This window comes from Lysinibacillus sphaericus, from assembly GCF_000600105.1.
Taxonomy (GTDB): domain Bacteria; phylum Bacillota; class Bacilli; order Bacillales_A; family Planococcaceae; genus Lysinibacillus; species Lysinibacillus sphaericus.
Genome location: NZ_CP006837.1, coordinates 2,182,417 through 2,208,374 on the forward strand (window position 1 = coordinate 2,182,417; position 25,958 = coordinate 2,208,374).

General features: G+C 37.1%; 23 protein-coding genes and 1 riboswitch. Of the genes, 10 read left to right on the forward strand and 13 right to left on the reverse strand.

Annotated elements, in window-relative coordinates; all coding sequences use genetic code 11:
- Nucleotides 1–49 precede the first annotated feature (49 nt).
- From T479_RS10145 to plsY, 6 genes are all read right to left on the reverse strand, one after another.
- On the reverse strand, nt 50–1,207 hold the full coding sequence (locus T479_RS10145) for a GerAB/ArcD/ProY family transporter (protein WP_025219466.1): 1,158 nt from the start codon (nt 1,205–1,207) through the stop codon (nt 50–52).
- Nucleotides 1,208–1,235: 28 nt separating this feature from the next.
- Entirely contained in the window at nt 1,236–1,466 is a 231-nt protein-coding gene (locus tag T479_RS10150; RefSeq protein WP_024361789.1) for a hypothetical protein, read from the reverse strand.
- A 6-nt stretch (nt 1,467–1,472) separates the two neighbouring features.
- A complete protein-coding gene (locus T479_RS10155; protein WP_024361788.1) occupies nt 1,473–2,669 on the reverse strand; it encodes a Ger(x)C family spore germination protein in 1,197 nt (398 codons plus the stop codon).
- Between the two features lie 28 nt (nt 2,670–2,697).
- Complete coding sequence (locus T479_RS10160; protein WP_025219467.1) at nt 2,698–4,233, reverse strand: spore germination protein; 1,536 nt, start codon at nt 4,231–4,233, stop codon at nt 2,698–2,700.
- Nucleotides 4,234–4,377: 144 nt separating this feature from the next.
- Entirely contained in the window at nt 4,378–4,668 is a 291-nt protein-coding gene (locus T479_RS10165; RefSeq protein WP_024361786.1) for a HesB/YadR/YfhF family protein, read from the reverse strand.
- 19 nt (nt 4,669–4,687) lie between these two features.
- Nucleotides 4,688–5,290, reverse strand: coding sequence for a glycerol-3-phosphate 1-O-acyltransferase PlsY (gene plsY / locus T479_RS10170; RefSeq protein WP_024361785.1), 603 nt, complete (start codon nt 5,288–5,290; stop codon nt 4,688–4,690).
- Between the two features lie 656 nt (nt 5,291–5,946).
- On the opposite strand from plsY, the gene parE reads away from it, so the two are divergent.
- The 7 genes from parE (at nt 5,947) to T479_RS10205 (ending at nt 14,388) form a co-directional block, all read left to right on the forward strand.
- Nucleotides 5,947–7,923 (forward strand): DNA topoisomerase IV subunit B, encoded by a 1,977-nt coding sequence (gene parE, locus T479_RS10175; RefSeq protein ID WP_024361784.1) that lies wholly within the window; start codon nt 5,947–5,949, stop codon nt 7,921–7,923.
- Nucleotides 7,920–10,352 (forward strand): DNA topoisomerase IV subunit A, encoded by a 2,433-nt coding sequence (gene parC / locus T479_RS10180; protein WP_025219468.1) that lies wholly within the window; start codon nt 7,920–7,922, stop codon nt 10,350–10,352. The genes parE and parC overlap by 4 nt, the downstream gene beginning before the upstream one ends.
- A gap of 198 nt (nt 10,353–10,550) precedes the next feature.
- A riboswitch (TPP riboswitch) is annotated at nt 10,551–10,662 on the forward strand.
- Nucleotides 10,663–10,862: 200 nt separating this feature from the next.
- Nucleotides 10,863–11,861 (forward strand): ABC transporter substrate-binding protein, encoded by a 999-nt coding sequence (locus tag T479_RS10185; protein WP_024361782.1) that lies wholly within the window; start codon nt 10,863–10,865, stop codon nt 11,859–11,861.
- Complete coding sequence (locus T479_RS10190) at nt 11,862–12,155, forward strand: thiamine-binding protein (protein WP_024361781.1); 294 nt, start codon at nt 11,862–11,864, stop codon at nt 12,153–12,155. It abuts the gene before it with no gap.
- A gap of 8 nt (nt 12,156–12,163) precedes the next feature.
- Nucleotides 12,164–12,925, forward strand: coding sequence for an ABC transporter permease (locus T479_RS10195; RefSeq protein ID WP_052599576.1), 762 nt, complete (start codon nt 12,164–12,166; stop codon nt 12,923–12,925).
- Entirely contained in the window at nt 12,900–13,649 is a 750-nt protein-coding gene (locus T479_RS10200; RefSeq protein ID WP_024361779.1) for an ABC transporter ATP-binding protein, read from the forward strand. Before T479_RS10195 ends, T479_RS10200 begins: the two co-directional genes overlap by 26 nt.
- Nucleotides 13,639–14,388 (forward strand): TatD family hydrolase, encoded by a 750-nt coding sequence (locus T479_RS10205; protein WP_038510305.1) that lies wholly within the window; start codon nt 13,639–13,641, stop codon nt 14,386–14,388. The genes T479_RS10200 and T479_RS10205 overlap by 11 nt, the downstream gene beginning before the upstream one ends.
- A gap of 23 nt (nt 14,389–14,411) precedes the next feature.
- Here T479_RS10205 and T479_RS10210 read toward each other — a convergent pair whose 3' ends face one another.
- The 5 genes from T479_RS10210 to T479_RS10230 form a co-directional block, all read right to left on the reverse strand.
- Nucleotides 14,412–14,600 (reverse strand): ribosome rescue factor BrfA, encoded by a 189-nt coding sequence (locus tag T479_RS10210; RefSeq protein WP_024361777.1) that lies wholly within the window; start codon nt 14,598–14,600, stop codon nt 14,412–14,414.
- Between the two features lie 97 nt (nt 14,601–14,697).
- A complete protein-coding gene (locus tag T479_RS10215; RefSeq protein ID WP_024361776.1) occupies nt 14,698–16,242 on the reverse strand; it encodes a solute symporter family protein in 1,545 nt (514 codons plus the stop codon).
- Entirely contained in the window at nt 16,239–16,577 is a 339-nt protein-coding gene (locus T479_RS10220) for a DUF485 domain-containing protein (protein WP_024361775.1), read from the reverse strand. The genes T479_RS10215 and T479_RS10220 overlap by 4 nt, the downstream gene beginning before the upstream one ends.
- A 459-nt stretch (nt 16,578–17,036) precedes the next feature.
- Nucleotides 17,037–18,590 carry a solute symporter family protein gene (locus T479_RS10225; RefSeq protein ID WP_024361774.1) on the reverse strand — a complete coding sequence of 518 codons (1,554 nt, stop codon included), beginning with the start codon at nt 18,588–18,590 and terminating at the stop codon, nt 17,037–17,039.
- Complete coding sequence (locus T479_RS10230; protein WP_024361773.1) at nt 18,591–18,926, reverse strand: DUF485 domain-containing protein; 336 nt, start codon at nt 18,924–18,926, stop codon at nt 18,591–18,593. It lies immediately after the preceding gene.
- Between the two features lie 559 nt (nt 18,927–19,485).
- Here T479_RS10230 and T479_RS10235 point away from each other — a divergent pair.
- The 3 genes from T479_RS10235 to accD all read left to right on the forward strand — a co-directional run bounded on the left by T479_RS10235 (nt 19,486) and on the right by accD (nt 22,400).
- A complete protein-coding gene (locus T479_RS10235) occupies nt 19,486–20,106 on the forward strand; it encodes an SCO family protein (RefSeq protein ID WP_029747163.1) in 621 nt (206 codons plus the stop codon).
- 837 nt (nt 20,107–20,943) lie between these two features.
- Complete coding sequence (locus T479_RS23710) at nt 20,944–21,093, forward strand: hypothetical protein (RefSeq protein WP_158497880.1); 150 nt, start codon at nt 20,944–20,946, stop codon at nt 21,091–21,093.
- Between the two features lie 458 nt (nt 21,094–21,551).
- On the forward strand, nt 21,552–22,400 hold the full coding sequence (gene accD, locus T479_RS10245; protein WP_025219471.1) for an acetyl-CoA carboxylase, carboxyltransferase subunit beta: 849 nt from the start codon (nt 21,552–21,554) through the stop codon (nt 22,398–22,400).
- Between the two features lie 577 nt (nt 22,401–22,977).
- Here the strand turns inward: accD and T479_RS10250 are convergent.
- Nucleotides 22,978–24,546 (reverse strand): glycoside hydrolase family 10-like protein, encoded by a 1,569-nt coding sequence (locus tag T479_RS10250; RefSeq protein ID WP_025219472.1) that lies wholly within the window; start codon nt 24,544–24,546, stop codon nt 22,978–22,980.
- A 399-nt stretch (nt 24,547–24,945) separates the two neighbouring features.
- Nucleotides 24,946–25,722 (reverse strand): GNAT family N-acetyltransferase, encoded by a 777-nt coding sequence (locus tag T479_RS10255; RefSeq protein WP_025219473.1) that lies wholly within the window; start codon nt 25,720–25,722, stop codon nt 24,946–24,948.
- Nucleotides 25,723–25,958 lie beyond the last annotated feature (236 nt).

Genomic DNA, 25,958 nt, shown 5'->3' on the forward strand with positions numbered 1-25,958 from the left:
GATTTAAAAAATCCAATTTCTCAATCGAAATACTGAGAAATTGGATTTTTTATGTTGTTTCACTTGAGTTCAATGTACTTTGGTCAGTTTGTTGATTTGAACAATCACCGGCTGTTTTGCTTTTTATCTTTCGCATTTTTGCAATGACAAGTAATAAGAGGGCTAACAAGACAGTGAATAAGCCTGAATACAGCGGCCAAATTTTTTGATTATAATTATTAGAATGCACAATATTCGGATGAACAATTTGAGACAACGCAATCATGCACATTCCTAATGGCAAAATCAATGGTCGTGGATCTTTAATATTTAGGATTTGTGCTATACCTATTACAGAAGCATAAAAATAGAGAAAAGTTCGAATATAGATGGAGATAATCCACATGACAGCCATAACAATTTCAACACGTTGAAAGAAATTGCCTATAGAAATCCGTTGAGCCAGTGCATAGCTAGGAAATGACTCAATGGAAGTATTCGTTGGACCAATTACGAGTGTTGAGAGGGCGATAATGATAATTAATACAATTCCTCCGCAGAGCGTGCCGAAATAAAATCCTTTTTGTGCTGCTTTCGGTATATTGACAGCAGAAGGGAAAATCATAAGTAACATAACGAGCGGGAATGAAAAAATACTCATAAATTTAAGAATACCGGTTATTAAAGATGTTGTGTTTGTTTCAAAAATAGGTTGGATATTTTCAATATTAATTTGAGGCGAAATACAAACAAGAAATACAATAAATATAAATAGAAATATAGGAAATAGGATTTCTGCTGACCGTGCAAACACTTCAATGCCTAGAAACGATGCAAAAACAAGAATAATGGTAAATAATACAGCAAAGGACAAAGTAGGTGTCTCGGGCATTACTTCTGTTTGCATAAAGATGCCAATAAAATATAACAATTCACTAGCTGAAAAAAATGCGAGAGTGATAAACCCTAGAGAGGTCAAAGTTCCAAAAAATTTACCTAAAATTTTTCCATTTGCTTCGACAAACGTAAGGTGCGGTGTTTGAGTTCCAAGGCTTGTATACAATTTTACAATTAAAAAGCTTAATAAGACGCCAATAGTTGCGCCAATCCATGCATCTTGATGAAGCTGCTTTGTAATGCTCGCTGGCACAATTAATATGGCCGTCCCGATAGAATGGAGAAGGGTAATGATTGTAAATTGTCTGGCACTAAGTAATTGTTTTTCCATTAGTCACTACCCTTTCTAGTCATTCTTATTAAAAAAATGATAATAACATTTTCCTAATAGGTGTAAAAATAAATGTAATAAAATCTAATGGGCTAGGGATATTTATTTTTAAACCAATGGCGATATTTAAAATGGCGCCTATAAACAATAAAATAGAAAAGGCGAATATTGTTTTTTTTTCGCCTTTTTTCAACAATGGGGGAATCATAATATAAGCAATCATCAACGAAACAAGTATGACGATCATGCTAATAAACATCGTGAGTTACTCCTTTGAATTGTACAATAATGAGTTTTGGATTGTTCCTAATCCTTGGGTTGTGACCTGTACATGAATCGTAACAGGTACAGTTGGATAAAGTGTTGACCATTCTTTATGAATCTTTTCCCACTTTTTCGGATCGCTGCGATGGAGTGCCTCGCTAAAACCTAATAAATCGAGCTTATAATTTTTCTGAATAATAGCTAAAGTTTTTTCTGTATGTGCTTTTATCTTTTCTGCTGTCTTTTTGTCGATCTGTTGAATGGTGTGGTTTTGGGTTAAATTAATGGCACAATTCACTTCACCAATATTTTGCGTAACATCAATTTTTATTGTGATGTGCGGCGTACCATTTTTGAAAGTCCCTTTAATTTTGGAGGACGAACTCGTAATTTCAGTGGATAACTCTCCACCTTTAGGGCACGCGAGAACTTCTACTGTACTTTTAATTTTGTTATTCAAGTAATTAAAATAAATACTGTCATCTTCTGATAATAACCCGACTAATTTATCCTCTTTAAACATAGCGATACCCGCATATTTTAAAATAACAGGTGTTTTAATTCTTTCTACATTGGTTTGGTCAATCCCTAATTGCAAATCTCCTTGTATCTCAACTGCTGATAAAACGGCACTTTTTTCTTTACCACTAAGGGTGTTGAGCAATTCATCTGTGCGAACAGATAAGGTTGAGCCCCATGATTTTTCCGACACTTTGATCGAATTTAATAATTTATTGGCGGGCATTTTTTCAATGGGTGTTAAGACATTCAGCACTTCTTTTGCCGCTGTTTTATGAGATACTACAAGATCAAAGTCGTTTCTAAATTCATGATCTCTTGCAATAAAATCTAGTGGTTCGTTTAAGCCTGCCTCTGCTAATTCTTCACCTATTACGACAATTTGCAAATGAGCAAAATAAGGTTTCCGAGGTGTTAACGTTGTCATTCTTCTAATGGCCTCAAACACACTTTTTCCTTTAGCATGGTAGGTAACAACGGGTGCGCGTCCACTGGATGGTTGCTTTGAAGAAATTTGACTCGGATCTACTACTTGAATGGAAACTTCAAAATCCTCATCGACCTTATCGATACCTAGTGCCACGACGATTGCTAATTCGTTTAATTCTCGCTTACTCCAGCAACCACTCAATAATAAAGTGAGGATTAAGAATAACAAAATCATCTTTCTGTTTGACATGATGGATTCCTCATTTGCACTTTAATGTTTAGTTCTTTTTTTCGTGATATTGTTGTTCTCGAACATTATTTTTTTGACTAACCAATCGCGGTCTTGTCAATAACTTTCTGCGTGGGAACAAGACCATCGCATCTTTTTGGTCTTTTACAATTAATGGCCCGAATGGACTCATATATGGTACACCAAAAGATCTTAAACTACATAAATGAAGGATAATCATCATAATGCCGAACATCACCCCAAATAAACCAAAAATCGCAGCTAATATCATAAGAGGGAAGCGTAGGACACGAATCGTATTTGATAAGCCGTAAGAAGGAAACAGGAAACTACAAATGGCTGTTAATGCCACGATAATGACCATCACCGCGGATACTACGCCAGCTTCCACGGCAGCTTGTCCTATTACTAACGTACCGACAATGGATACGGCTGGACCAATCGTTCTTGGCATCCGTAGACCTGCCTCTCGCAATATTTCAAAGGCAACTTCCATAATTAGTGCTTCAACGACGGCGGGGAAGGGCACGCCTTCTCGCTGTGAAGCGATACTAATAAGCATTGGCGTCGGAAGCATTTCTTGATGAAAGGTCGTAATAGCCACATATAAAGAAGGCATAATTAATGCAAGCGAAATACCAAAAAAACGTAAAAGGCGGATTAGGGAACTAATAATCCAATTTTGGTAATAATCTTCTGCAGCCTGTAAAAAGGATGTAAATACGACAGGGACGGTTAACACAAGAGGTGTTCCATCCACTAATATCGCAATTCGACCTTCTAATAATTCACCGGCAATAACATCTGGCCGTTCTGTATTATAAATCATTGGAAATATGGAATATTTCGAGTCCTGAATAAAATCCTCAATATAGCCGGTTTCTAATACACCATCAATTTTAATTCGATCTAGTCGGTCAAGCACCTCTTGTACAATTTTGTCATTGGCTATGCCATTGATATACATAACAGCTACATCTGTTTGGGTTACCTCTCCTATGACCCGAGATTTTATCCAAAGATTAGGGCTTTTTATTTTGCGACGAATGAGTGCTGTGTTGGTCCGCAATGTTTCAGTAAAAGATTCGCGGGGCCCTCTAATCACAGATTCTGTTTGTGGCTCGGTGACGGCTCGATCTTTTGCGTTTTTAGTATCTGTTCCAATTGCCACGGATTGCCCTTCTAATAAAATGACGGTCTCACCATTTAAAATGGACGTAAATAATGCGGTAAAATCAAAAAGATCTTTTACATCACCTACCGCTAAACAATGTTTTTTCATATAGTCATTTATGTTGTCAATTTTATTTTCCGGTTCGTTGTCAATTTCAAGCAGTAGATTTTCAAGTATAAAATCCGTAATAACAGTTTTGTCAGAAATACCATCAATGTTGATAATGGCGATAGATAAACAATCAAGTTTGTCGATAATAATTTCACGAATAATCACATCATTACTATGACCAAGTGCTTCTTTGATTGTAAAAATATTTTCTGAAAGCGAAGTGTGCAGTAAATTCGTTAATGGCTGTTGGGAGGTATTGTTGTTTTCTGAAACGGGCATTTATATTCCTCCTCAGAGTATAGATTGACTAGTATGAGGATGGTCAATTTTGCGGAGAGCTAAACCAAAACAAGTCAACTTAAGATGGTTTAGTTTTGAAATAAAAAACAGCATTTCCTTTCAATAGCGAAAGGAAATACTGTGTTATTTTTTATAGTCATACTTTAATTCGTGAAGTTGTTCGTCTACATCAACGTGTAAGGTATAATCGTTAAAAAACCATAAATCTTTTTCGTCAATATAGTATGTGACATCGTCTACTACAGTTTGAACGCCTATCTCAATCGGTTCTTCACGTGTCATCCCTAGGGAAAAACCTTCATGAAATGGACTTGAGCCGCCATATCTAGCATAAAAGCGAATTGAATCACCTTTTTCGACTTCCATTTCATTTTTAAACCATTGTAAAGCTTGCGCTGTCAGTGCGATATTCATGCGAGAACTCCTTTCATTTTTAAAGCCATTTAACTTTTGGCTCCGTGCCATTTTTAATGCGCGAAATATTTGCTCGGTGTCGATAAATGATAAAGGTAAATAAAAAGGCTACTAAAATCCCTAATGCAAAGTCGCCTGTCACAAAATAATAGATTATCGAATAAATTAATGCGACGAGTGCCGCAATCATGGATGTGAGGCTGACAATTTTCGTGAGCTTTAATGTTACGATAAAAGTGATGAATAGTAAAATGAATAGAGGCCAAGAATAGCCTAGAAGGACGCCAGCTGAAGTAGCAACCGCTTTACCGCCACGGAAATTTGCAAAGATTGGGAACATATGTCCAATGACCGCAACAAGCCCTAAAATAAGTGAGTGGATCGTGACATCAGCAAATACTGGTAGCGTCACTAGTAACACGGCTGCTGTTCCTTTTAAAACATCCATCACCGTCACCACTAAACCCGCTTTTTTTCCTAATATACGGAAAGTATTGGTAGCCCCTAAATTGCCACTACCATGCTCGCGAATATCTGTTTTGTAAAATATTTTGCCAATCCATAACCCAGAAGGTATAGAGCCGATGAGATAGGCACATAAAATAATAAGTCCGTTTAACATAGGTGGACTCCTTTCATCCAAATAATAACACTTGGTACTAATAGTTTGTAACAAGTATTTTACACTTTTTCTCTTTAATCTACAATGATATGAAGGAGATTTCATCATGAGCCTTGAATTCAATACAAAAGGAAATAGTACTTCATGATTTCAAAAGTCACAGGCTTATGATAGCTTATGTACGGTTATTCGGAACTAGTATTGTATTAATACCTAAGTGCTTTCTTAAAATATAGGTAAAATGGCAATTTTGTCAATCATACATTCCTTTGGTAGAATAGAAGTCTATCTTTAATTTCTCTTGTGAAGCTATTAAAAATCATCACTCAACAGAAAACGCCTACCGATGATGTTTTGGTAGGCTGTAATGTTAAGTAATTAGAAGGCGTTCAATGCTCGCTTTAGTGAAGATAGCGCCTCTACAGTTGTCGTGGATTTTTGTTTGGTCGTACAAGGCAGTAAGCTTAAAATAAGTGCCGTCATTCATGACAGCAGCCTGCCCTTGATTGGCCTCTAAACAAAGTTCATAGAAGCAATTACGTTGTAGCGTAATTAAAAAAATATATATCTGTCACTAGCTATTGACAGGAAATGCTATTATTATTAGGATGAGAACGTAATCAGAACATGCGTTTGTTTTTTTGGAGGGGAATCTTTTGGCGAATAAACAGTCACCTAGCGTCTATAATGATGACGCAATTCAAGTATTAGAAGGATTAGAAGCGGTACGAAAGCGACCCGGCATGTATATCGGTTCCACAGATGGCAGAGGACTTCATCACCTTGTATATGAAATCGTAGATAATGCGGTGGATGAAGCACTTGCTGGCTTTGGTTCTCATATCATTGTCACAATTCATAAAGATCAAAGTTTAAGCGTTCGCGATTTTGGACGTGGAATGCCAACAGGTATGCATAAAATGGGCAAACCTACCCCTGAAATTATTTTCACAGTCTTACATGCAGGTGGTAAATTTGGACAAGGAGGCTATAAAACGAGTGGCGGCTTACACGGTGTTGGCTCATCCGTTGTTAATGCCTTATCGACATTTTTAGAAGTGACGATTCATCGCGATGGCAAAAAATATAAACAGCGTTTTGAAAACGGTGGACATCCTGTGACGACTTTAGAAGAAATCGGACAGACAAAGCAAACAGGCACACTTGTACATTTCCTGCCAGATGACACGATCTTTTCCGTCACAAAATTTAATTATGATACACTGGCAGAACGTTTACGTGAGTCTGCATTTTTATTAAAAGGATTAAAAATTGAGTTAATTGATCAACGCGAGGAAGGCAAAGGTGATGTTTTCTTTTACGAAAACGGCATTGAAGCTTTCGTTGCGTATTTGAATGAGGAAAAAGATGTTCTTCATCCTGTCAAATATGTAGAGGGTGAGCAAGACGATATCGAAGTTGAATTTGCCTTCCAATTCAACGATGGTTATTCAGAAACAATCTTATCGTTTGTAAACAACGTCCGTACACGTGATGGTGGTACGCATGAAACCGGTGCAAAAGCTGCCTTGACAAGAGTTTTCAATGAATATGCACGGAAAATAGGATTACTAAAAGATAAAGATAAAAATCTTGAAGGGACAGATATTCGCGAAGGTTTAGCAGCAATTGTTTCTGTCCGTATTCCTGAACATTTACTACAATTTGAGGGGCAAACGAAAGGAAAGCTCGGTACAAGTGAAGCGCGTTCGGTAGTCGATAGTGTTGTCTCTGAACAAGTTTTATATGTGCTAGAAGAAAATGCGGAATTGTCTGCATCGCTTGTGCGAAAAGCGATTCGTGCGCAACAAGTACGTGAAGCGGCGCGAAAAGCACGCGAAGATGCTCGTAACGGGAAGAAAAGTAAAAAAGGAAGTACGATTCTTTCAGGAAAGCTAACACCTGCACAATCTCGCAATGCTGCGAAAAACGAATTATATTTAGTCGAAGGTGATTCTGCTGGCGGTTCAGCGAAACAAGGGCGAGATCGTACGTTTCAGGCGATTTTACCGTTGCGCGGTAAAGTCATTAATACCGAAAAAGCGAAGCTCCAAGATATTATGAAAAACGAGGAGATTTCCACAATTATTCATGCTATTGGTGCAGGAGTTGGAGCGGATTTCTCAGTAGAAGATTCAGCCTACGATAAAGTTGTCATTATGACCGATGCTGATACGGATGGCGCACATATTCAGGTGCTCCTATTAACATTCTTCTATCGTTATATGCGCCCATTAATTGAGGCTGGTAAAGTATTTATTGCGTTACCACCACTTTATAAAGTATCAAAGGGTGTAGGGAAAAAAGAGGTCATTGAATATGCTTGGACCGAAAATGATTTACAAAAAGCCATTAAAAAAGTGGGGAAAGGCTATATCCTACAACGTTATAAAGGACTTGGTGAGATGAATGCTGACCAACTGTGGGATACAACGATGAACCCTGAGACACGGACGTTAATTCGTGTCACGATTGAGGATGGGGCACGTGCTGAGCGTCGCGTGACAACGTTAATGGGCGATAAGGTAGAGCCGCGCCGTAAATGGATCGAAGCAAATGTTAACTTCGGCATGGAGGATGATTCGAACATTTTAGACAATGAATTCATCCAACAAGAGGAGGACCAAGCATGAGTAGTACGGAAAAGTTTCAAGATTTACCATTAGAAGAAGTAATGGGAGACCGATTTGGTCGTTATAGTAAGTATATTATTCAAGACCGAGCGTTGCCAGATGCGCGCGACGGTCTTAAACCTGTACAGCGACGTATTTTATTTGCGATGTATACAGAAGGCAATACGAACGATAAACCGTTCCGTAAGTCTGCCAAAACGGTCGGGAATGTAATCGGTAACTACCATCCACACGGTGATAGTTCGGTATATGAAGCGATGGTGCGAATGAGTCAAGATTGGAAAGCGCGCCATATGCTGATTGAAATGCACGGAAATAATGGTTCTGTTGATGGAGATCCACCTGCTGCGATGCGTTATACAGAAGCAAGATTGTCAGCAATTGCAGCTGAAATGTTACGTGATATCGGTAAAAAGACAGTGGAGTTTGTACCGAATTTTGATGATCAGGATATGGAGCCAACAGTATTGCCTGCTCGCTTTCCGAATTTGCTTGTCAACGGGTCGACAGGAATATCTGCTGGTTATGCCACAGATATTCCCCCACATGCACTTGATGAGGTGTTAGATGCCGTTTTAATGCGTTTAGATCAACCGAATTCGACTGTCGATGAGCTAATGACGGTGATTAAAGGCCCTGACTTCCCAACAGGAGGGATTATTCAAGGTGTCGATGGTATTAAAAAGGCATATGAAACTGGACGCGGTAAAATTATTGTTCGAGCTCAAGCAGCCATTGAACCATTAAAAGGCGGGAAAGAGCAAATCGTTATTACAGAGTTACCTTATGATGTGAATAAGGCAAATCTTGTAAAGAAAATTGATGAACAACGCGTCGATAAACGCCTGGAAGGCATTGCAGAAATTCGAGATGAATCAGACCGTACTGGTTTACGCGTCGTGATTGAGTTAAAAAAAGACGTGCCAGCACAGGGCATTTTAAATTACTTATTTAAAACTACTGATTTGCAAGTAGCCTATAACTTTAATATGATTGCGATCCATAATCGTCGTCCAACGATGATGACATTGCCACTGCTACTTGATGCGTACATAGCCCATCAAAAAGAAGTGGTGACAAACCGCTCCATTTATGATTTACAAAAGGCAAAAGACCGTTCTCATATTGTTGATGGCTTGATTAAAGCACTGTCGATTTTAGATGAAGTAATTGCAACAATTCGTTCATCGAATGATAAGCGCGACGCAAAAACAAATTTACAGGTGAAATTTGACTTTACTGAAGTGCAATCGGAGGCGATTGTGAGCTTACAATTATACCGTTTAACGAATACGGATATTACAGAGCTACGTCGTGAACAAGATGAATTAAATGCACTGATTGCGAAACTAGAAGGTATTTTGCATAGCGGGGCGAAACTTGTACGTGTCATTAAACAAGAATTACTCGACATTAAAAAACGTTTTTCTGAACCACGCCGTTCGAAAATCGAACAAGAGATTGAAGAAATTAAAATTACGTTAGACGTGCTTGTTCCAAGTGAAGATGTTGTGGTCACAGTGACGAAGGATGGCTATATTAAGCGCACATCCACACGTTCGCATGCAGCATCTAATGGACAAGATTTTGCCATGAAAGACTCCGATTATTTACTGTATGAGGCAACGTTAAATACCCAGCATCATCTGTTGTTGTTCACAAATCGTGGGAATTATATTTATCAGCCTGTACATGAATTGCCGGATATTCGTTGGAAAGATCTTGGTCAGCATATCTCAAGTATTGTGCCAACAGGGGAAGATGAAACAATTATTGCCGTCTATGGTTTTGATTCCTTTGAACAGCCAAACACCTATATTTTAACCGCTACAAAGGAAGGGCAAATTAAGCGCTCGCCACTGCCAGATTATGCAGTAACACGTTATTCGAAGCCGATTAAGACGATGAATGTCAAATCAGGCGATGAAATGATCATGGCGGATATTGTTTCAGACGAGGCAGAGCTGTTATTGATTACTGATACAGCCTACGCTATCCGCTTCCCAATTGAAGAACTTCCTGTCACAGGTGTTAAAACGGGTGGCGTGAAAGGTATCACGTTAAAAGATGGGGAAGTACTTGTTGGTGTAACAATATTAAAGCCGTCTGATACAGAGTATGTCGTGATTGTTACCCAACGAGGTGCTGTGAAGAAGATGAATGTCGCTGAAGTCGATATGGCAAGTAGAGCAAAACGTGGTTTAAAAGTGTTAACCGAATTAAAAGCCAATCCACATCGTATTGTTGCGGTAGTAAAAGCAAGTGATCAGGAGCAAGTCATTGTTGAAACAGAAAAAGGCGTAAAAGAAATCATTGATGTCAAAGGTTTAACGCGCGCAGATCGCCATTCGAATGGCTCCTTTAAAATAGATATCGCTACAGACGGTACCATTTCTCATGTAATGAAAATGAAAAAAGAAGAAGAATAATTTATTATGCCCATGTTCTTATACAGAACTGGGCTTTTTTCATCTAGCAAAATGCTTTGGAAAACGAATTACTAATTAGAAAGAAGTTTGCTCGCTTATGATAGGCATCGACAGCAAGGCTGATTTTAAAGGTTTAAAAATACGAGCTTGTCATTTGAAGATAGATAGGGGTATAATAATCAACGAAAAGTTCATAAGTTAAGAATGTAGGGGGGCTGGAAGTTGCCAGCTGAGATTGCGTCCGTTCAGATGCTGACCCTTTGAACCTGATTTGGCTCGTACCAGCGTAGGGAACATCTATTCAAAAATATTCGTACACTATTTTTTGATACCGTTTGCAAACGCCTGGGATAATTCCTAGGCGTTTTTTGTTTAAGGATGATGAATTCCCTTAAGTAGATAGAAAACAATGAGCATCGTCTGCAAACGGATTAAAAACAGCATACGCTTTTCTTCTGGTGAAACATTCAATCATGAACACTTTCAAATTACTTGCTAGGAGGATATAGCATGAAAAAATGGTTAATCATTATGGTTGCTGCCCTAATTACATTAGTTGGGTGTAGCGCAAAAGAAGACAAAAAAGAGGAAGCCAGTTCAGAAAAAAAAGTATCAGTTGTACTGGACTGGACACCTAATACGAATCATACGGGACTTTATGTGGCGCAAAAGCTTGGCTATTTTAAAGAGCAAGGCTTAGACGTAGAGATTATTTTACCAGGTGATGCAGGTGCTGATCAGCTTGTGGCGTCTGGGAAATCAGAGTTTGGCGTAAGCATCCAAGAAGGCATTACACAAGCTCGTGTACAAGGTGTACCACTTGTATCGATTGCGGCAATTATTCAACATAATACTTCAGGTTTTGCATCACTCGCTTCAAAAGGCATTACATCACCAAAAGATTACGAAGGAAAAACCTATGGTGGCTGGGGTGCTCCAGTGGAACAAGCTGTTTTACAGTCACTGATGCAAACAGAAAATGCTGATATAAACAAATTAGATATCGTCAATGCGGGAGATATCGACTTTTTCACAATGATGCAAAAGGATATTGATTTTGCGTGGATTTATTATGCTTGGACAGGTATTGAGGCAGAACTTCGTGGGGAAAAGTTAAATATGCAGTATTTAACCGACTATAGTGAGCAGCTTGATTATTACACACCTGTATTGGCAACGAATGAAAAAATGATAAAGGATAATCCTGATGTCGTAAAGGCATTTGTCGCAGCTACTGCCAAAGGCTATGAATATGCGATAGCGCATCCGAGTGAAGCGGCTGATATTTTACTTGAAGCGGTACCTGATTTGGATAAAGAGCTTGTGCATAAAAGTCAGGAATGGTTAGCGGGTAAATATCAAGATGATGCGGCGCAATGGGGAGAACAAAAGTTAGCAGTTTGGGAAAACTATGCGGACTGGATGACACAGAATAACGTTTTAGAAGGCGACTTTAATGCACAACAAGCATTTACAAACGACTTCTTACCAAAGAAAGGAGCAAAATAAATGGCGAATTCATTAATTAGTGTACAAATCATACCTAAAACAGAAAAATATGAGGATGTGATCCCATTTGTAGATGCGGCAATTGCTGTAATCGATGCTTCCGGTGTGCACTATGAGGTGCATCCACTGGAAACAACAATGGAGGGTGAATTATCCACTTTGTTACAAATTATTGAAGAGATGAATAAAAAGATGATTGACTTAGGCGCTATCAATGTTATTACACAAGTGAAAATTTTATATCAGCCAGCTGGTATTACAATGGGAACATTAACGGAGAAATATCGAGGGTGAAACAGGTAATGCTGAAAGGAAGGTCGATTATTTTTATCGCCTTCCTCTTATTCATATGGGAACTTATTATACGTGTAGCTGATATCCCGCATTGGCTATTGCCAGCGCCAAGTGCCATTATGATTGAAGGTATTGAATCGTATTCAACGTTTATTCCCCATGTTTGGGCCACGATTCAGCTAGCATTATTAGGGCTTGCTATTGGTGTGATGTGTGGCTTAAGCGTTGCGGTATTTTTACATCGCTCATCAACCATTAGAGCGTTTGTTTATCCGATTCTTATTGTGTCTCAAAATGTGCCAGTGCTCGTTTTAGCGCCATTATTAATTATTTGGTTTGGCTTTGGCCTGTTACCCAAGCTGATTATTATTTGTCTCGTTTGCTTCTTTCCAATCGTTATCGCGGCGATGGATGGGTTTCGCCAAACCTCTCCTGAGCTCAAACATTATTTTGCAATGATTGGTGCTACGAAGGGGCAAACATTTTGGAAATTAGAATGGCCTTATGCGTATCCATCTATCTTTTCCGGTATTAAGATTGCGGCGACCTATAGTGTGATGGGAGCGGTCATTGCTGAATGGCTTGGTGCAAAAAAGGGAATTGGTGTTTATATGACGCTCGCACAATCATCGTTTCGAACGGATCGCGTCTTTGTAGCGATATTTGCGATTGTCTTATTAAGTTTATTGTTATTTAGTGTGATTCGTTTTGTAGAAAAGATTGTTGTAAAGGGGAGGGGCGCACATGCTGAACATTCAAGACATATCTAAGTCCTTTGGCTCGCTTGAAGTAGTGTATAATTTATCCTTTACCGTACAGGAAGGTGAATTTGTGGCAATCATTGGTCCTTCAGGTAGCGGAAAAAGCACACTCTTTCAATTGATAGGAGGAATAACGCCTGTCGATCGCGGAGCTATTTTGTTAAATGGAGACAATATTCAACGAAAAACAGGTAGCATTGGCTATATGCCCCAACAACCTTGCTTATTACCGTGGCGGACGATTTTAGAAAATGTCATGATTGTTGAGGAATTGCAGCGTCGTCCGAATAAAGAGCTTGCCAAAGCGTGGCTAGAAAAGGTTGGTCTTGCTTCGTTTGAAAATGCTTATCCGCATGCATTATCAGGAGGCATGCAGCAACGTGTATCGTTTTTGCGTGCTATCGTCAGCGGGAAACCGATACTATGCTTAGATGAACCTTTTTCAGCGCTCGATGAGTTTACAAGATTAGAAATGCAGGCATGGTTGTTATCTATTTGGGAGGAACATAAAAAATCTATCCTATTCGTGACACATAGTATTGAAGAAGCGCTATTTTTAGCGGATCGTATTATTGTATTAACGAAACGTCCAGCGACGGTTAAGGAAGAAATCATTGTGCCGTTTGCACGACCACGTTCCGAGGAAATTCGTCATTCCACTCAATTTACACAGTTAAAACAACAACTTTTTCAGTATTTAAAGGAAGAAAAGGACGATGCATATGTTGATTGATGCACATATTCATTTAGATCAGTATCAAGAAGAAGAAGTACCTTTGCTACTTGATGAGGCGCAAACGGTTATAGCGGTCAGTACGGACTTACAATCTTGTGAGAAAACGCTGAAGTTATCGAGAGCCTATGCGAAGGTCAAGGCAGCATATGGTTTTCATCCTGAACAGTCGTTGCCTAATGATAAGGAGAAAGAAGCTTTATTTAATTGGATACGACTGCACGCAAGTGAGATGATTGCTGTTGGAGAGGTTGGTTTACCTTATTATCGAAAACAGACGCATGTATTGGATGAGCGCCCTTATATTGCGTTATTAGAACAATTTATTTTGTTAGCGCAAGAACTTCACAAACCGATAGTGTTACATGCTGTTTATGAGGATGCACTCATCGCTTGTGATTTACTTGAGAAACATGGTGTAAAGAAAGCTCATTTTCATTGGTTCAAGGGAAGTGAAGAGGCAATTGTGCGCATGATACATAATGGTTATTATATTTCCATTACGCCTGATTGTGTTTATGAAGCGGAAATACAAGATTTGATTACAAAGTATCCATTGGAACTGATGATGGTGGAAACGGATGGACCTTGGCCATTTGAAGGACCTTTTGACAAGGCTCGAACATCGCCGTCTATGATGGCTAAAAGTATTGAAGTCATTGCAACGCTTAAAGGTATAACAACGCAAGAAGCGGCCAATACTTTGACACGATACACAAAATTATTTTACGATTTATAAAGACACGACAAAAACAGCCACATTTAGAGCGAGTAATCGTCTCCGTGTGGCTGTTTCCTATGTTTTGTTCTATTGTGTTCTAATGTAGCATGCTTCGTTTTTGTCACGCGCTCATGCGTACTAAAAGGGGCAGTTTGACGTTTTTTTTCAACATCCTTACCTTGCGTCCGTTTTAAATGCATACGTTTCTTTTTAGCTTTAGATAGTGCCATGCTAATCCCTCCATTTCACATTACCAATATATTACCGAAAAGAGGGAGAAAAGTAAAACCCCGTAAGCATAAAGTTTACGGGGTTTTAGTGATAGTATTAGTGAGATACGTCTTGAACTGAAATACCAGTGTTTGCTTTTACATCAACTTCACGATATTTCGCATCATCAGATTCTTTAGAAAGTAACGTTCCGATGAAACCACCTAGGAAACCAAGTGGTACAGAAATTATTGCAGGATTCGTTAACATTATTAACGGATTACCTACGAAGATTGCTTTACCTTCAACTGGATTCCAAACGTTTGGAGATACAGCTACAAGTATTAAAGCAGAAATTAAACCTGTTAACATCGCTGTTACTGCACCAGCCGTATTAAAGCGTTTCCAATAAATTGTGTAAATAATTACTGGTAAGTTTGCTGAACCAGCAATACAGAATGCTAGTGATACTAAGAACGCAACGTTTAATGTTTGTGCACCAAGTGCAAGAAGGATTGATACTATAGAGATTGTAATAGAACCGATACGAGCAGCAAGTACTTGCTCTTTTTCTGTAATCTTACCTTTTTTAATAATTTGACCATAAATATCATGTGATAGGGCAGATGCACCTGAAAGTACAAGACCTGCTACTACCGCTAAGATTGTTGCGAATGCTACTGCACAAACGAATGAGAACAGAATGTCGCCACCAAGTGCTTCTGCAAGAAGTGGAGCAGCCATGTTACCAGCCGCGTTTGCAGCGATAATGTCTTCTTTACCAACGAATGCAGCAGCACCGAAGCCTAAGAAGATTGTTAATACATAGAATAGACCTACAATCCAAGTAGCCCAAATAACTGAAGAACGAGCTGTTTTTGCATCTTTTACTGTGAAGAAACGCATTAAGATATGTGGAAGACCTGCAGTACCTAATACAAGGGCAATTAAAACAGAAATTGTATCAATACCGTTTGTATACTTAAGTCCAGGGTTTAAGTATGCCGCACCGCTGTCAGTAGCAGTAGACATTTCTGTAAACATTGTTGAAATACTGAAGCCAAACTCTTTTAATACTAAGAACGAAATAATGACAGTACCTAACATTAATAGACAAGCTTTAATAATTTGTACCCAAGAAGTTGCAGTCATACCACCGAATAAAACATAAGTAGTCATCATAACACCAACGATTAATACTGCAACCCAATAGTCAATTCCTAAAAGTAATTGAATAAGTGCGCCTGCACCAACTAGTTGTGCAATCATGTAGAATAATACAATTGTAATGGTACTTAGAGCTGCTGTACCACGAACTTTAGAATTATTAAAACGTGCTGTAATCATGTCCGCTAATGTAAATTTACCAAGGTTACGTAATGGCTCAGCTACGATATATAGCACCACTAAGTAAGCTACTAAATAACCAATAGAGAAGAAGAATCCATCAAATCCGAATAATGCAACGGCACCAGCGATCCCTAAGAAAGAAGCTGCTGATAAGTAGTCACCAGCAATAGCTAGTCCATTTTGCCAGCCTGTTAAACCACCGCCTGCAGTGTAGAAATCACTTGCAGAAGAAGTACGTTTAGATGCCCACCATGTAATAACTAATGTAAGACCAACAATTGCTACGAAGAAAAATATTGCGATAAAGCTCATAGGCGGCCACCTCCGTTTTCATATTCAGCTATAATTGCTTTTGCTTCTTTGTCATAGCTATTTGCTTTCGCAACATATAGATGACATAAACTCCAAGTCATGATGAATAATCCTGCTGCGTAAATCCATACCCAAGTGACTTCCCCAATAGCCTTTTGGTGTAGGATTGTTGTGTAAGATGTAAGAATAGGTAGCAACATGTAAGCTGCTAAAAAGAATACAGTGATTGACCATAAAAAGGCATTCTTTTTTCTTACAAGTGCTTTAAACGATTCTTGTTTTGCAATTGCATCATAATCAATAACAATGCTTTTGCTTGCTTGATTGTTCGCCATAAACATTCCCCATTTTGTGTTTATTTTTACTGCTTAAATACTATTTTTTGCTACTTTAGTGAATTCACATCTTAATTTTATGAGACAGTTCACGAAATTGCAATACATTTCAGAAAAATTATGTAAAAAAAATTTTCTGAAAAATAGACTTTAAACAGAAAATACATGACAAAGCCTAGAAATTAAAGGGTTTTCGAAAATTCAGATAAATTTATAAGATGATGATATTACTAGGTTCTTGACAAAAAATCAGTTGTAATAACCGAGAAAAAATGCGTTTTTTCTAGAAAAAATAAACACTATTTCTCTAGTGGAAAATGGTTATTTTCTTATTTTTGGAAAAAGAATAGTATTGTTCGATAAGTAAAATGTTTAATTTTTTATAATAAAAAAGAAAAAACCCGACCGAAGTCGAGTCTTTTTTTACTATAAAAAGGGGTCGTTAAAACCTTAATCTGATTAATGGGAAATATCTGAAACAGATACCCCTGTATTTGCTTTTACACGGATTTCTTTGTAAATACGATCTGCCTCAGCCTGAGATACTTTGTTAGATGAAAGAACAGAACCTAAGTAGCCAGCAATAAAGCCAAGAGGAATCGTGATAATTGCTGGAACTGCAAGTGGCACTAGTGGATTTCCAACAAAGATTGCTGCACCTTCAACTGGACTCCAAACGTTCGGACCCATAGCACCTAGAACTAAACATGAAACTAAACCTGTTACCATGGCAGTTACCGCACCAGTTGAATTGAATTTTTTCCAGTAAATTGTATATAAAATAACAGGTAGGTTGGCAGAAGCCCCGATACAAAATGCAAATGATACTAAGAATGAAACGTTTAAACTTTGTGCAAATAATGCAAGGATAATCGATACAATGGCAATTGAAATTGAGCCTGTACGAGCAGCTAAAACTTGTTGCTTTTCAGTTAATTTACCATTTTTAATAATCTCACCATAAATATCATGAGAAATTGCAGATGCACCTGTTAATACTAGTCCTGAAACTACCGCTAAGATTGTTGCAAATGCAACCGCACAAATAAATGACATAAGCACATCTCCGCCAAGGAATTCAGCTAATAGTGGAGCAGCCGTATTTCCAGCTTTACTTTCAGCGATGATTTTATCAAGCCCTACAAAGTGCATAGCGCCAAAACCTAAGAAAATTGTTAATGAGAAGAAAATAGCTGTAATCCAAGTTGTCCAAGAAATAGAAGCACGAGCTGTTTTTGCATCTTTAACAGTAAAGAAGCGCATTAGGATATGTGGTAAACCTGAAGTACCTAATACTAGTGCCATCATCATTGAAACAGAATCAATTGAACTTGAGTATTTCATACCTGGCACTAAAAACTTATCGCCGTGATCAGTTGAAATCGTATCAAACATTTTCACTAAAGAGAAATCGAATTTCATTAATACCAGTGTTGCTAATAAACCTGTCCCAAATAGTAAAAGTCCAGCTTTAATAATTTGAACCCATGAAGTAGCCGTCATACCACCAAATAATACATAAGTAGTCATCATAACGCCTACAATTAACACCGCAACCCAATACTCAATACCAAATAATAATTTAATAAGAGCACCTGCACCTACTAATTGAGCAATCATATAAAGAATAACGATAATAATTGTGCCTGTAGCAGCTACTCCACGAATACGTTTTTCATTAAAGCGAGCTGTTAACATATCGGCTAATGTATAGCGTCCTAAATTACGCATTGGTTCTGCAATTACATATAGTAAAACTAAGTTCGCAACAACATAACCTACTGAGAAGAAGAAACCATCAAAACCAGTTAATGCGATAGCACCTGAAACCCCTAGAAATGCAGCCGCTGATAAGTAGTCACCAGCAATCGCAAAGCCATTTTGCCATCCTTTTAATCCACCACCGGCAGTATAGAAATCACTGGCAGAAGAAGTACGCTTCGCAGCGATATACGTAACGATTAATGTTAAACCTACGATTCCTAAGAAGAATCCTACTGATACTAAATTCATTTATTTTCCACCTTTCGCTTGATACTCTGCAAGAACTGCAGCTGCAGCTTTATCGAATGAAGAAGCTTTTTTTACATATACTGTACAAAGAACTATTGTCATGATGAAAAGTCCTGCTGAGTAAATCCAAACGCCCGTAATACTACCAATAACTTTTTGTTGTAGTACAGGCTGGAAAGCAAGGATTGGTAGTAAAATATAAAGAATTAAAAACCCTGCTGTGATCGAAAAAAGGAAAGTATTTTTCTTTTTTACGAAGTTGTTGAACGATTCCATAGCTTCAATTGCATTATAGTCAACTGATTGTACGTTTTTGTTCTCAGTAATGTTAGCCATTATTATTCCCCCTAAAGTTATATATTGCTGTTTAAAACGACATATTTCTTTTTGTCTCGTCGTTATATTCACTTATTTTATGAGGAAGAATCCTATAATGCAATACTAAAATTTTAGTTTTTCAAATTTTTAGTCAAATTTAGATAGTCGAAATAAAGTAGAAATAATAAGGATTTAATAGAAATTATCTGTATGAAAGAGAACGCATTTCACTCTTGAAATAGTATTGTTGAAATAGCTTATTGATAATAATTTTGAATGTAAAAGAAAAAATGAACTTAAAAGAGAAATTTAGTGTTTTCCTTATTTTTCTATAAAAGAGAGTCTATAAATGAATAGCAAAAAAACCTTGTTATATAACAATTATATGATGTCTTGGGAAATAAGAAAATTAGTAAAAAAATGCTGAAAAAATTTTTAAAAAAACTTTTAATAATATGGCATAAAATGGGTTTAAAGCTACCAAAAACATACAAATGAAGGAGTTTGACATAAAGAAGGAAAAGATTCAAGACCATTATCTTGTATTTGTAATCTATAATTTATACAATAAAAAACGATGATAAGTTGGAGGGAAGTGTACACTTTGTTAAGAAGGAAATGGATCGTACTAGTTGGATTACTAGTAATAAGTAGTTTATTAACAGCTTGTGGTAGTTATAAATTTGAACCTGAAATGAGTATTGACGTACAAGATTTTTCTTTTACAAATCAAAACAATGAGCAAGTGAACCTTGATAGCTTTAAAGGAAAGCCTTGGTTAGCCATGTTCATATTTACAAATTGCAATTCGATTTGTCCGCCGATGACATATAATATGACAGATGTGCAAAAGTCATTAGAAGATGAAGGCGTAAAGGACTATCAAATCGTAGCATTTAGCGTAGATCCAGAAGTTGACACACCTGAAGTATTAAAAAATTATTTAAAAACGTACTCGGTTGTTGATGATAGCAAATGGCAGCTGCTGACTGGTTATAAGCAAGTATATATTGAGCAATTTGCGCGAAAATCATTTAATTCATTAGTAAAAAATGATCCGAATTCTGATCAAGTAGTACATATGTCGAGTTTTTATTTAGTAAATGCTGATGGTGTTGTCGTAAAAGATTATGATGGCACGACAGATGTACCGGTTGAAACAATCGTAGCAGATATGAAAGCATTGTCTAAAAACTAAATACAACGCAAAATAAACTCAGTTGATTAAACAATTAGCTGAGTTTATTTTTTCTATTAGAAAAGGACATAAAGTCTATAAACCAATAAAATAAACATATTTGATGATTTATAAATTGTGTTTAGATATTATTTGGATTTTTATATGAAAGTTAATTTCAAACAAGCTAGTTTTTAACTTTCCTTGTTTTTTTAATACGGATAGTTTGTTCATAATTATTGATATTTCGCGATATACAACTATACTGAAAAACTCTTGATTTAGTAAAGTTGTAACAATTAAAAAAAGTTACGATTAATAACCCTGAATATTGGCTCAGTGGGCACGTACGGACGTTGCCAGGTACATGCTTTGCCGTTTACAAATGGTCATTATTAGCTCTTCAGGATGAGTTTGGAACGGTCTCTGTAACCTTATTCCCGCAAAGTTTTTCATCTTGTTCAAGAGCTGTTACTAGAAGATGAATTGCTTTACATTGAGAGAACGCTTGAAAAGCGCTTTGGTAGACCACAAGTGAAAGTAAACATGCACAAACGACGAAAAGAATATGAAATTGAAGGAATTTTAGAAATTGCATAAAATTTTATGCAGTTTTTTCTTTACTTTTAAATAATTGTTTTGTAAGATAAAGCCAAATCCAAAAGTGGCCAGACCACTTTTGGATTCATTCCGTAAGAGACGCCATCATCTAAAGGTGGTGGAGATTGTTTCTTTATAATTAGGTATCCAAACACCTACTGAATGAAGATAAAGCCTTTGGATGCATTGTTTATAGCGCGAAAGGAAAGCGACAACATAATTATGCCAAGGGAATAGATTGACCAAGGAGTTAATCGTATGGATAATAAAACCGAACAAAGGAAAGTGTTTTTAGATATCGTCCAACAATTACGACAGCTTATAAAAATGGAAAAAATACAGGCTGATGAAAAGGACCAACCGAACGAGCCCTTTCAGAACGTCAGGGTGTCTGGCCATCCTCTATAAATAGAGGCATTGGGAAGTTTAAAGTTGTTAGGTCTTATTGAAACAAGACTTAGGGGAAGTACGTTTCTAGCTTCTACACAAAAGCATCAGATCGTAGAAATATTGTCAATGTTTATATTAGAAGATGAAAAATCAAAAAAAGGATGTCAAATTAACACGACAAATTCTTTTAAAGGAAGCCATTCACTATAAGTTATACAGTGATTCTGCGAACACTAGTGTGTGGGACAGTTTTTTTGTAAAGCTAGAGATAGAGGTACGACTAATTGTCTGGATGTTTTACGAGAAATAATCATCACGTCAGAAATAATCGTTTTTCACTAAAAGTCTGCTTCAATTAGCAGTTTATGCCTGTGACCGTTTAAATCGATGCAGCTTGGCTATGAAAAAGAAGCATTAAAAGCTTACGAACAAAAATGCTGAACAAGGCATTTAGACAAACATAGGGGGAGTAAAACATGGCAATACGTAGCTTATTTAGTAAAAAGAAAGAGGACGGACAGGAAAAGAGATTTCCAGAAGGACTTATGACAAAATGTCCAGAATGCCGTCATATTCAGTTAACAAAGGAATTAGAAAAAAATCATAAAGTGTGTACAAAATGCGACCATCATTTCAAAATGACTGCACAGGAGCGCGTAGCCTATTTCTTAGATGAAGGTTCATTTGTTTCAATGGATGATCATTTACAAACAAGTAATCCACTTAATTTCCCTGATTATGTAGAAAAAATTTCAGTGGCTAAACAACAAACGGGATTAAGCGAAGCTGTACTGACTGGGTTAGGTACTCTTGATGGAGAAGAAATTGTTGTAGCAATTATGGATTCTCATTTCCGTATGGGCTCAATGGGCTCCGTTGTAGGAGAAAAAATCACACGTGCCGTTGAAAAAGCTATTGAGTTACGTGTACCGGTTATTATCTTTACTGCTAGTGGTGGCGCGCGCATGCAAGAAGGTATTCTATCATTAATGCAAATGGTAAAAACGAGTGTGGCATTAAAACGTCATAGTGAAGAAGGACTATTATTTATTTCAATCATGACGCACCCTACATACGGTGGCGTTTCAGCAAGCTTTGCTTCTGTTGGAGATATTAATATTGCAGAACCACAAGCATTGATTGGCTTTGCTGGTCGCCGTGTAATTGAAGAAACATTAAGAGAAAAATTACCAAATGATTTCCAAAAGTCAGAGTTTTTACTAGCGCATGGTCAGCTTGATGCAGTTTTCCATAGGAAGGATTTACGAAACCAAGTAGCGATGCTTGTAAAAATGCATACAAATGGCGATGTGCAACATGTCTAAAAATTTAGCTTTTGAAGAACCGATAGTACAATAACGAGAAAAAATGGATGAATTAAAAACTGATCTTAATCAATCAATTTATCATGGATTTTTTTTATTTTTATAGTCATTAAAACAATCCTATGCGAAATAAATAAAGAAGACATCAAAGTCTAAACTTTTTGACACTGAAGTAAAGTTTAGACTTTGGTGTCCAAGAACATCTATTCTGTCTCACTATCATAAGTATACTTAACTATGAAACGTAACTTCCTATAATTTATATTATGTAAACTAAAATTATTTTGCGTGGAGGAGGGCTTGGATACGTCAACTACCCATAAAGATCGGTTTTAATTACTAACGATACATAAAGTTTCTCACGCGTGACGGTGTGATTCTCTTTTCTTTTGTTTTTAAGCATTTGTAGCAACTGTTACGACCTTTGATGGTTCGTAACCTGCCCCTTACTGATATATCTCCAGGCCGTATATAGAGCTGCTTTACAATAAGGAAAACTAAATGTTCCTCTGCGTTTAACTAACTAATGGAAACAACCTCGTAAGCTATAGTTACGAGGTTGTTATGATTAAACTTTTCAGTTTGACTGGTAAGGAATTCCGTCTTTTAGAACAAAAGCAGTTTTACTTTCCACACCTGTAGCAGATATAGACTTTATACCATATGTGTATACTTTACTCTTATTTGCCTTCGTATCTACATAAATCGTATTACCTTGTGTGTTATAAACCACGTCCACTATATTTTTAGCGTCTTCATATGATCCTTCTTTTGTTCCATCAAATCGATATATTACATATTTCCTTGGTTGAGTACTATTTTCATCTGTAATAGTAAGCTTCATGCCGAAAGACTCTTTACTCAATTTAACATCAGTTGGACGTAAAGGTATTGCAGAGTCTTTCCAATAAATTGAAGGTGTTAAAGCTTTATAATTGTATAGTTGCTGATTTAGATAAGAAGCATGTCCAAGAGCGTTATTGTTTATACTTCTTAGAGAAAAATGCATTTGTCCTTGAGCATTATTATTTGCTCTGTTGGCGTTTACTTGGCTGATAATTTCCGTCTTATTATTCCACGCAGTATCAGAATCATTTCCAACTTTATGATTGGCCATGCCAATATATAGATTAACAGGATGGACTTTTGCGTACGTTTGAACTTCTCTTCCCCACCAATCTAATAAAACCGAGTAATTTGCTGCTTTATGATTTCTAGACCAATAGATTTGAGGCGCAATATAATCGATACTACCATCTTTAATCCACTGTCTTGTATCAGCATAAAGATCATCGTAGTTACTCATTCCATTCGTGTTACTACCAGTAGAATCTTGCTTTTTGTTTCGCCAAATTCCAAACGGAGATATTCCGTATTGAACATGTGGTTTAATTGCCTTAATGCTTGCATAAACCTTTTTAACTAATTCATTAACATTATTTCTGCGCCAGTCTTCAATATTATTGAATGAGCCACCATACTTTTTAAAAGTTTGTTGATCTTGAAAAGTCTCTCCTTTTATTTTATAAGGATAGAAGTAATCATCCATATGTACTGCGTCGATATCATAGTTGCTTACTAATTCTTCTATGGTTGATAATAAGTAATTTTGAACTTCCGGCAAACCAGGATCTAAATAGTATTGTTTACCGTATTTCACTACCCAATTAGAATTTTTACGGGCTACATTATCGGCAGCAAGATTAGACAAAGATTGCGATGGCATCGTGACCCTATATGGGTTTACCCAAGCATGAAGTTCTAATCCTCGCTTATGTGCTTCGTCCAGCATTATTTGCAATGGATCAAAACCCGGATTGGTCCCTTGTGTCTTGCCTGTTATATACGATGACCATGGAGCAAGCTTAGATGGGTACAGTGCATCATTTAATGGCTTAACTTGAAAAATAACTGTATTAAAGTTATTAGCTTTTAATTTGTCTAAAGTACTTTGAACCCATTGAGTATATTGGGTTTTACTCATACCTGCCTTCATATCAATATTAGAAACTGTTGCAATCCAGGCTGCACGCATTTCATTTTGAGGTAGTGAATTAGCTGTAGCCTTTTGATTTGTAAAACCAGGGATAAGTAAAAGTAAAACAAAAAAAGTTACTAAGCACTTTCCAAAAAAATTTTTAAACATAAATATTGAAATCTCTCCTTTTAATTCTCAGCTATTCAAACCTAGCTGTTACTATAACCTAAGTAAATACCATTTCAGCCTATTCTATAAAAGTAGGAACTGATTGATCCTTCTAAATTTTGTCGGCAGACCCCCTATTTGTAATTTCAATTGTTTGCGAAGCTCGGTGGAAAATTTTATTCTGTTTCTTCGCTCACTATATAATACCACAAATACCCAATTATTCTCCCTTCACTGGTAATTTCTATTTCCAATCATTTGGTCAATTGTTAAGTTTGTGTGATAAAGTGTACCATACTAACGCACGCCATTAGTTGAATACGCTTAGTCCACAATCGCACCCTTTAACGGAATAACACATGAGCTTCTATTAGCTAGTTTTTTAAGTACAAGGCTCTACTACTTGGTAGAAGGTGACTGGCAGCCATAAGAGTATGCAAGACATAGAAAACCACTCTTTTCTAGGATAGGCCTACTCATTGAACTGGCGTCAACAGTAAGGAAAGGATGCCCATTTTCATATGCCTTTTTTGCACGAGTAGCTAAAAGTGCTGTATAATAACCTTTTCCTCGGAACAACGGTAGTGTTGAACCTCCCCATAAGCTGGCGAAGGAGGAGTTTTCTTCTAAATACATCCAAGCTGCACTTACAAGCTGACCATCTTCATAAATTCCATAAAGGTATAGGGATTCAGGATTATTCTGTTTATCTCTCCAAAGTCTTTCTCCCAGCTCAGCATGCGGTACATTCCAGATGGCATCTTCTAGAACAATAATGTCTTGAATGCCTTGTTCATCTGTTATTTCCTTTAAGTTGAAGTTTTGGTCATAATTAAGCAAGGGATGCTGTTCATCTAACTTCATGACCATTAGTGCTTCAGGGTCATCTACTGTGAATCCTTCTTGTTCAAGAATATCTTTCAAACTAGTAGGCTTGTCATAGTTATACACCTTCCACTCAAAATCTTGCTCAAGGTTACTAAAATAGTTTAACTCGTTCTTAATAATTTCTCTTACATCACTTTCGTTTACATTAGATGAGATAATGAACCCTTTTTCACCAAACTGTGAAATGTGACGCACGACATGTTCTGTTTCCTCTCTTATGTAACCTTTTACTCGAGCCTCTTGTCGAAGTTCTTTGTGGAATAGTGAGATTAATGCATTTTTATCCATGGGCGACCCCCTATATTTTAAAAATTCTTTTCTAACGAATCTTAATCCTTTAATTAGATTAGTACCAATTATTTCAAAAGAAGACGTTAAACTCAACCTTTTTTCGTAAAAAAGACGTTTTTCCTTGTTCCATAAGGTACTGCGCCCGATTGTGTTCACTTTTTCACTTGTGCAACAAAGCCCCTTGTTATAGTTAAAGAAGGAAAATAGATTTCGAAAAAGAATATGCATGCTAT

What these genes read in the sequence shown, in the direction of transcription:
- T479_RS10235 (WP_029747163.1), top strand. Translation starts at nt 19,486, where the DNA reads ATGATAAGTTGGAGGGAAGTGTACACTTTGTTAAGAAGGAAATGGATC.
- T479_RS10250 (WP_025219472.1), bottom strand. Translation starts at nt 24,546, where the DNA reads ATGTTTAAAAATTTTTTTGGAAAGTGCTTAGTAACTTTTTTTGTTTTA.
- T479_RS10255 (WP_025219473.1), bottom strand. Translation starts at nt 25,722, where the DNA reads ATGGATAAAAATGCATTAATCTCACTATTCCACAAAGAACTTCGACAA.
- T479_RS10205 (WP_038510305.1), top strand. Translation starts at nt 13,639, where the DNA reads ATGTTGATTGATGCACATATTCATTTAGATCAGTATCAAGAAGAAGAA.
- T479_RS10200 (WP_024361779.1), top strand. Translation starts at nt 12,900, where the DNA reads ATGCTGAACATTCAAGACATATCTAAGTCCTTTGGCTCGCTTGAAGTA.
- T479_RS10210 (WP_024361777.1), bottom strand. Translation starts at nt 14,600, where the DNA reads ATGGCACTATCTAAAGCTAAAAAGAAACGTATGCATTTAAAACGGACG.
- T479_RS10225 (WP_024361774.1), bottom strand. Translation starts at nt 18,590, where the DNA reads ATGAATTTAGTATCAGTAGGATTCTTCTTAGGAATCGTAGGTTTAACA.
- parC (WP_025219468.1), top strand. Translation starts at nt 7,920, where the DNA reads ATGAGTAGTACGGAAAAGTTTCAAGATTTACCATTAGAAGAAGTAATG.
- T479_RS10160 (WP_025219467.1), bottom strand. Translation starts at nt 4,233, where the DNA reads ATGCCCGTTTCAGAAAACAACAATACCTCCCAACAGCCATTAACGAAT.
- T479_RS23710 (WP_158497880.1), top strand. Translation starts at nt 20,944, where the DNA reads ATGGATAATAAAACCGAACAAAGGAAAGTGTTTTTAGATATCGTCCAA.
- T479_RS10215 (WP_024361776.1), bottom strand. Translation starts at nt 16,242, where the DNA reads ATGAGCTTTATCGCAATATTTTTCTTCGTAGCAATTGTTGGTCTTACA.
- T479_RS10165 (WP_024361786.1), bottom strand. Translation starts at nt 4,668, where the DNA reads ATGAATATCGCACTGACAGCGCAAGCTTTACAATGGTTTAAAAATGAA.
- T479_RS10145 (WP_025219466.1), bottom strand. Translation starts at nt 1,207, where the DNA reads ATGGAAAAACAATTACTTAGTGCCAGACAATTTACAATCATTACCCTT.
- T479_RS10230 (WP_024361773.1), bottom strand. Translation starts at nt 18,926, where the DNA reads ATGGCTAACATTACTGAGAACAAAAACGTACAATCAGTTGACTATAAT.
- T479_RS10155 (WP_024361788.1), bottom strand. Translation starts at nt 2,669, where the DNA reads ATGTCAAACAGAAAGATGATTTTGTTATTCTTAATCCTCACTTTATTA.
- T479_RS10185 (WP_024361782.1), top strand. Translation starts at nt 10,863, where the DNA reads ATGAAAAAATGGTTAATCATTATGGTTGCTGCCCTAATTACATTAGTT.
- T479_RS10220 (WP_024361775.1), bottom strand. Translation starts at nt 16,577, where the DNA reads ATGGCGAACAATCAAGCAAGCAAAAGCATTGTTATTGATTATGATGCA.
- plsY (WP_024361785.1), bottom strand. Translation starts at nt 5,290, where the DNA reads ATGTTAAACGGACTTATTATTTTATGTGCCTATCTCATCGGCTCTATA.
- T479_RS10195 (WP_052599576.1), top strand. Translation starts at nt 12,164, where the DNA reads ATGCTGAAAGGAAGGTCGATTATTTTTATCGCCTTCCTCTTATTCATA.
- T479_RS10150 (WP_024361789.1), bottom strand. Translation starts at nt 1,466, where the DNA reads ATGTTTATTAGCATGATCGTCATACTTGTTTCGTTGATGATTGCTTAT.
- T479_RS10190 (WP_024361781.1), top strand. Translation starts at nt 11,862, where the DNA reads ATGGCGAATTCATTAATTAGTGTACAAATCATACCTAAAACAGAAAAA.
- accD (WP_025219471.1), top strand. Translation starts at nt 21,552, where the DNA reads ATGGCAATACGTAGCTTATTTAGTAAAAAGAAAGAGGACGGACAGGAA.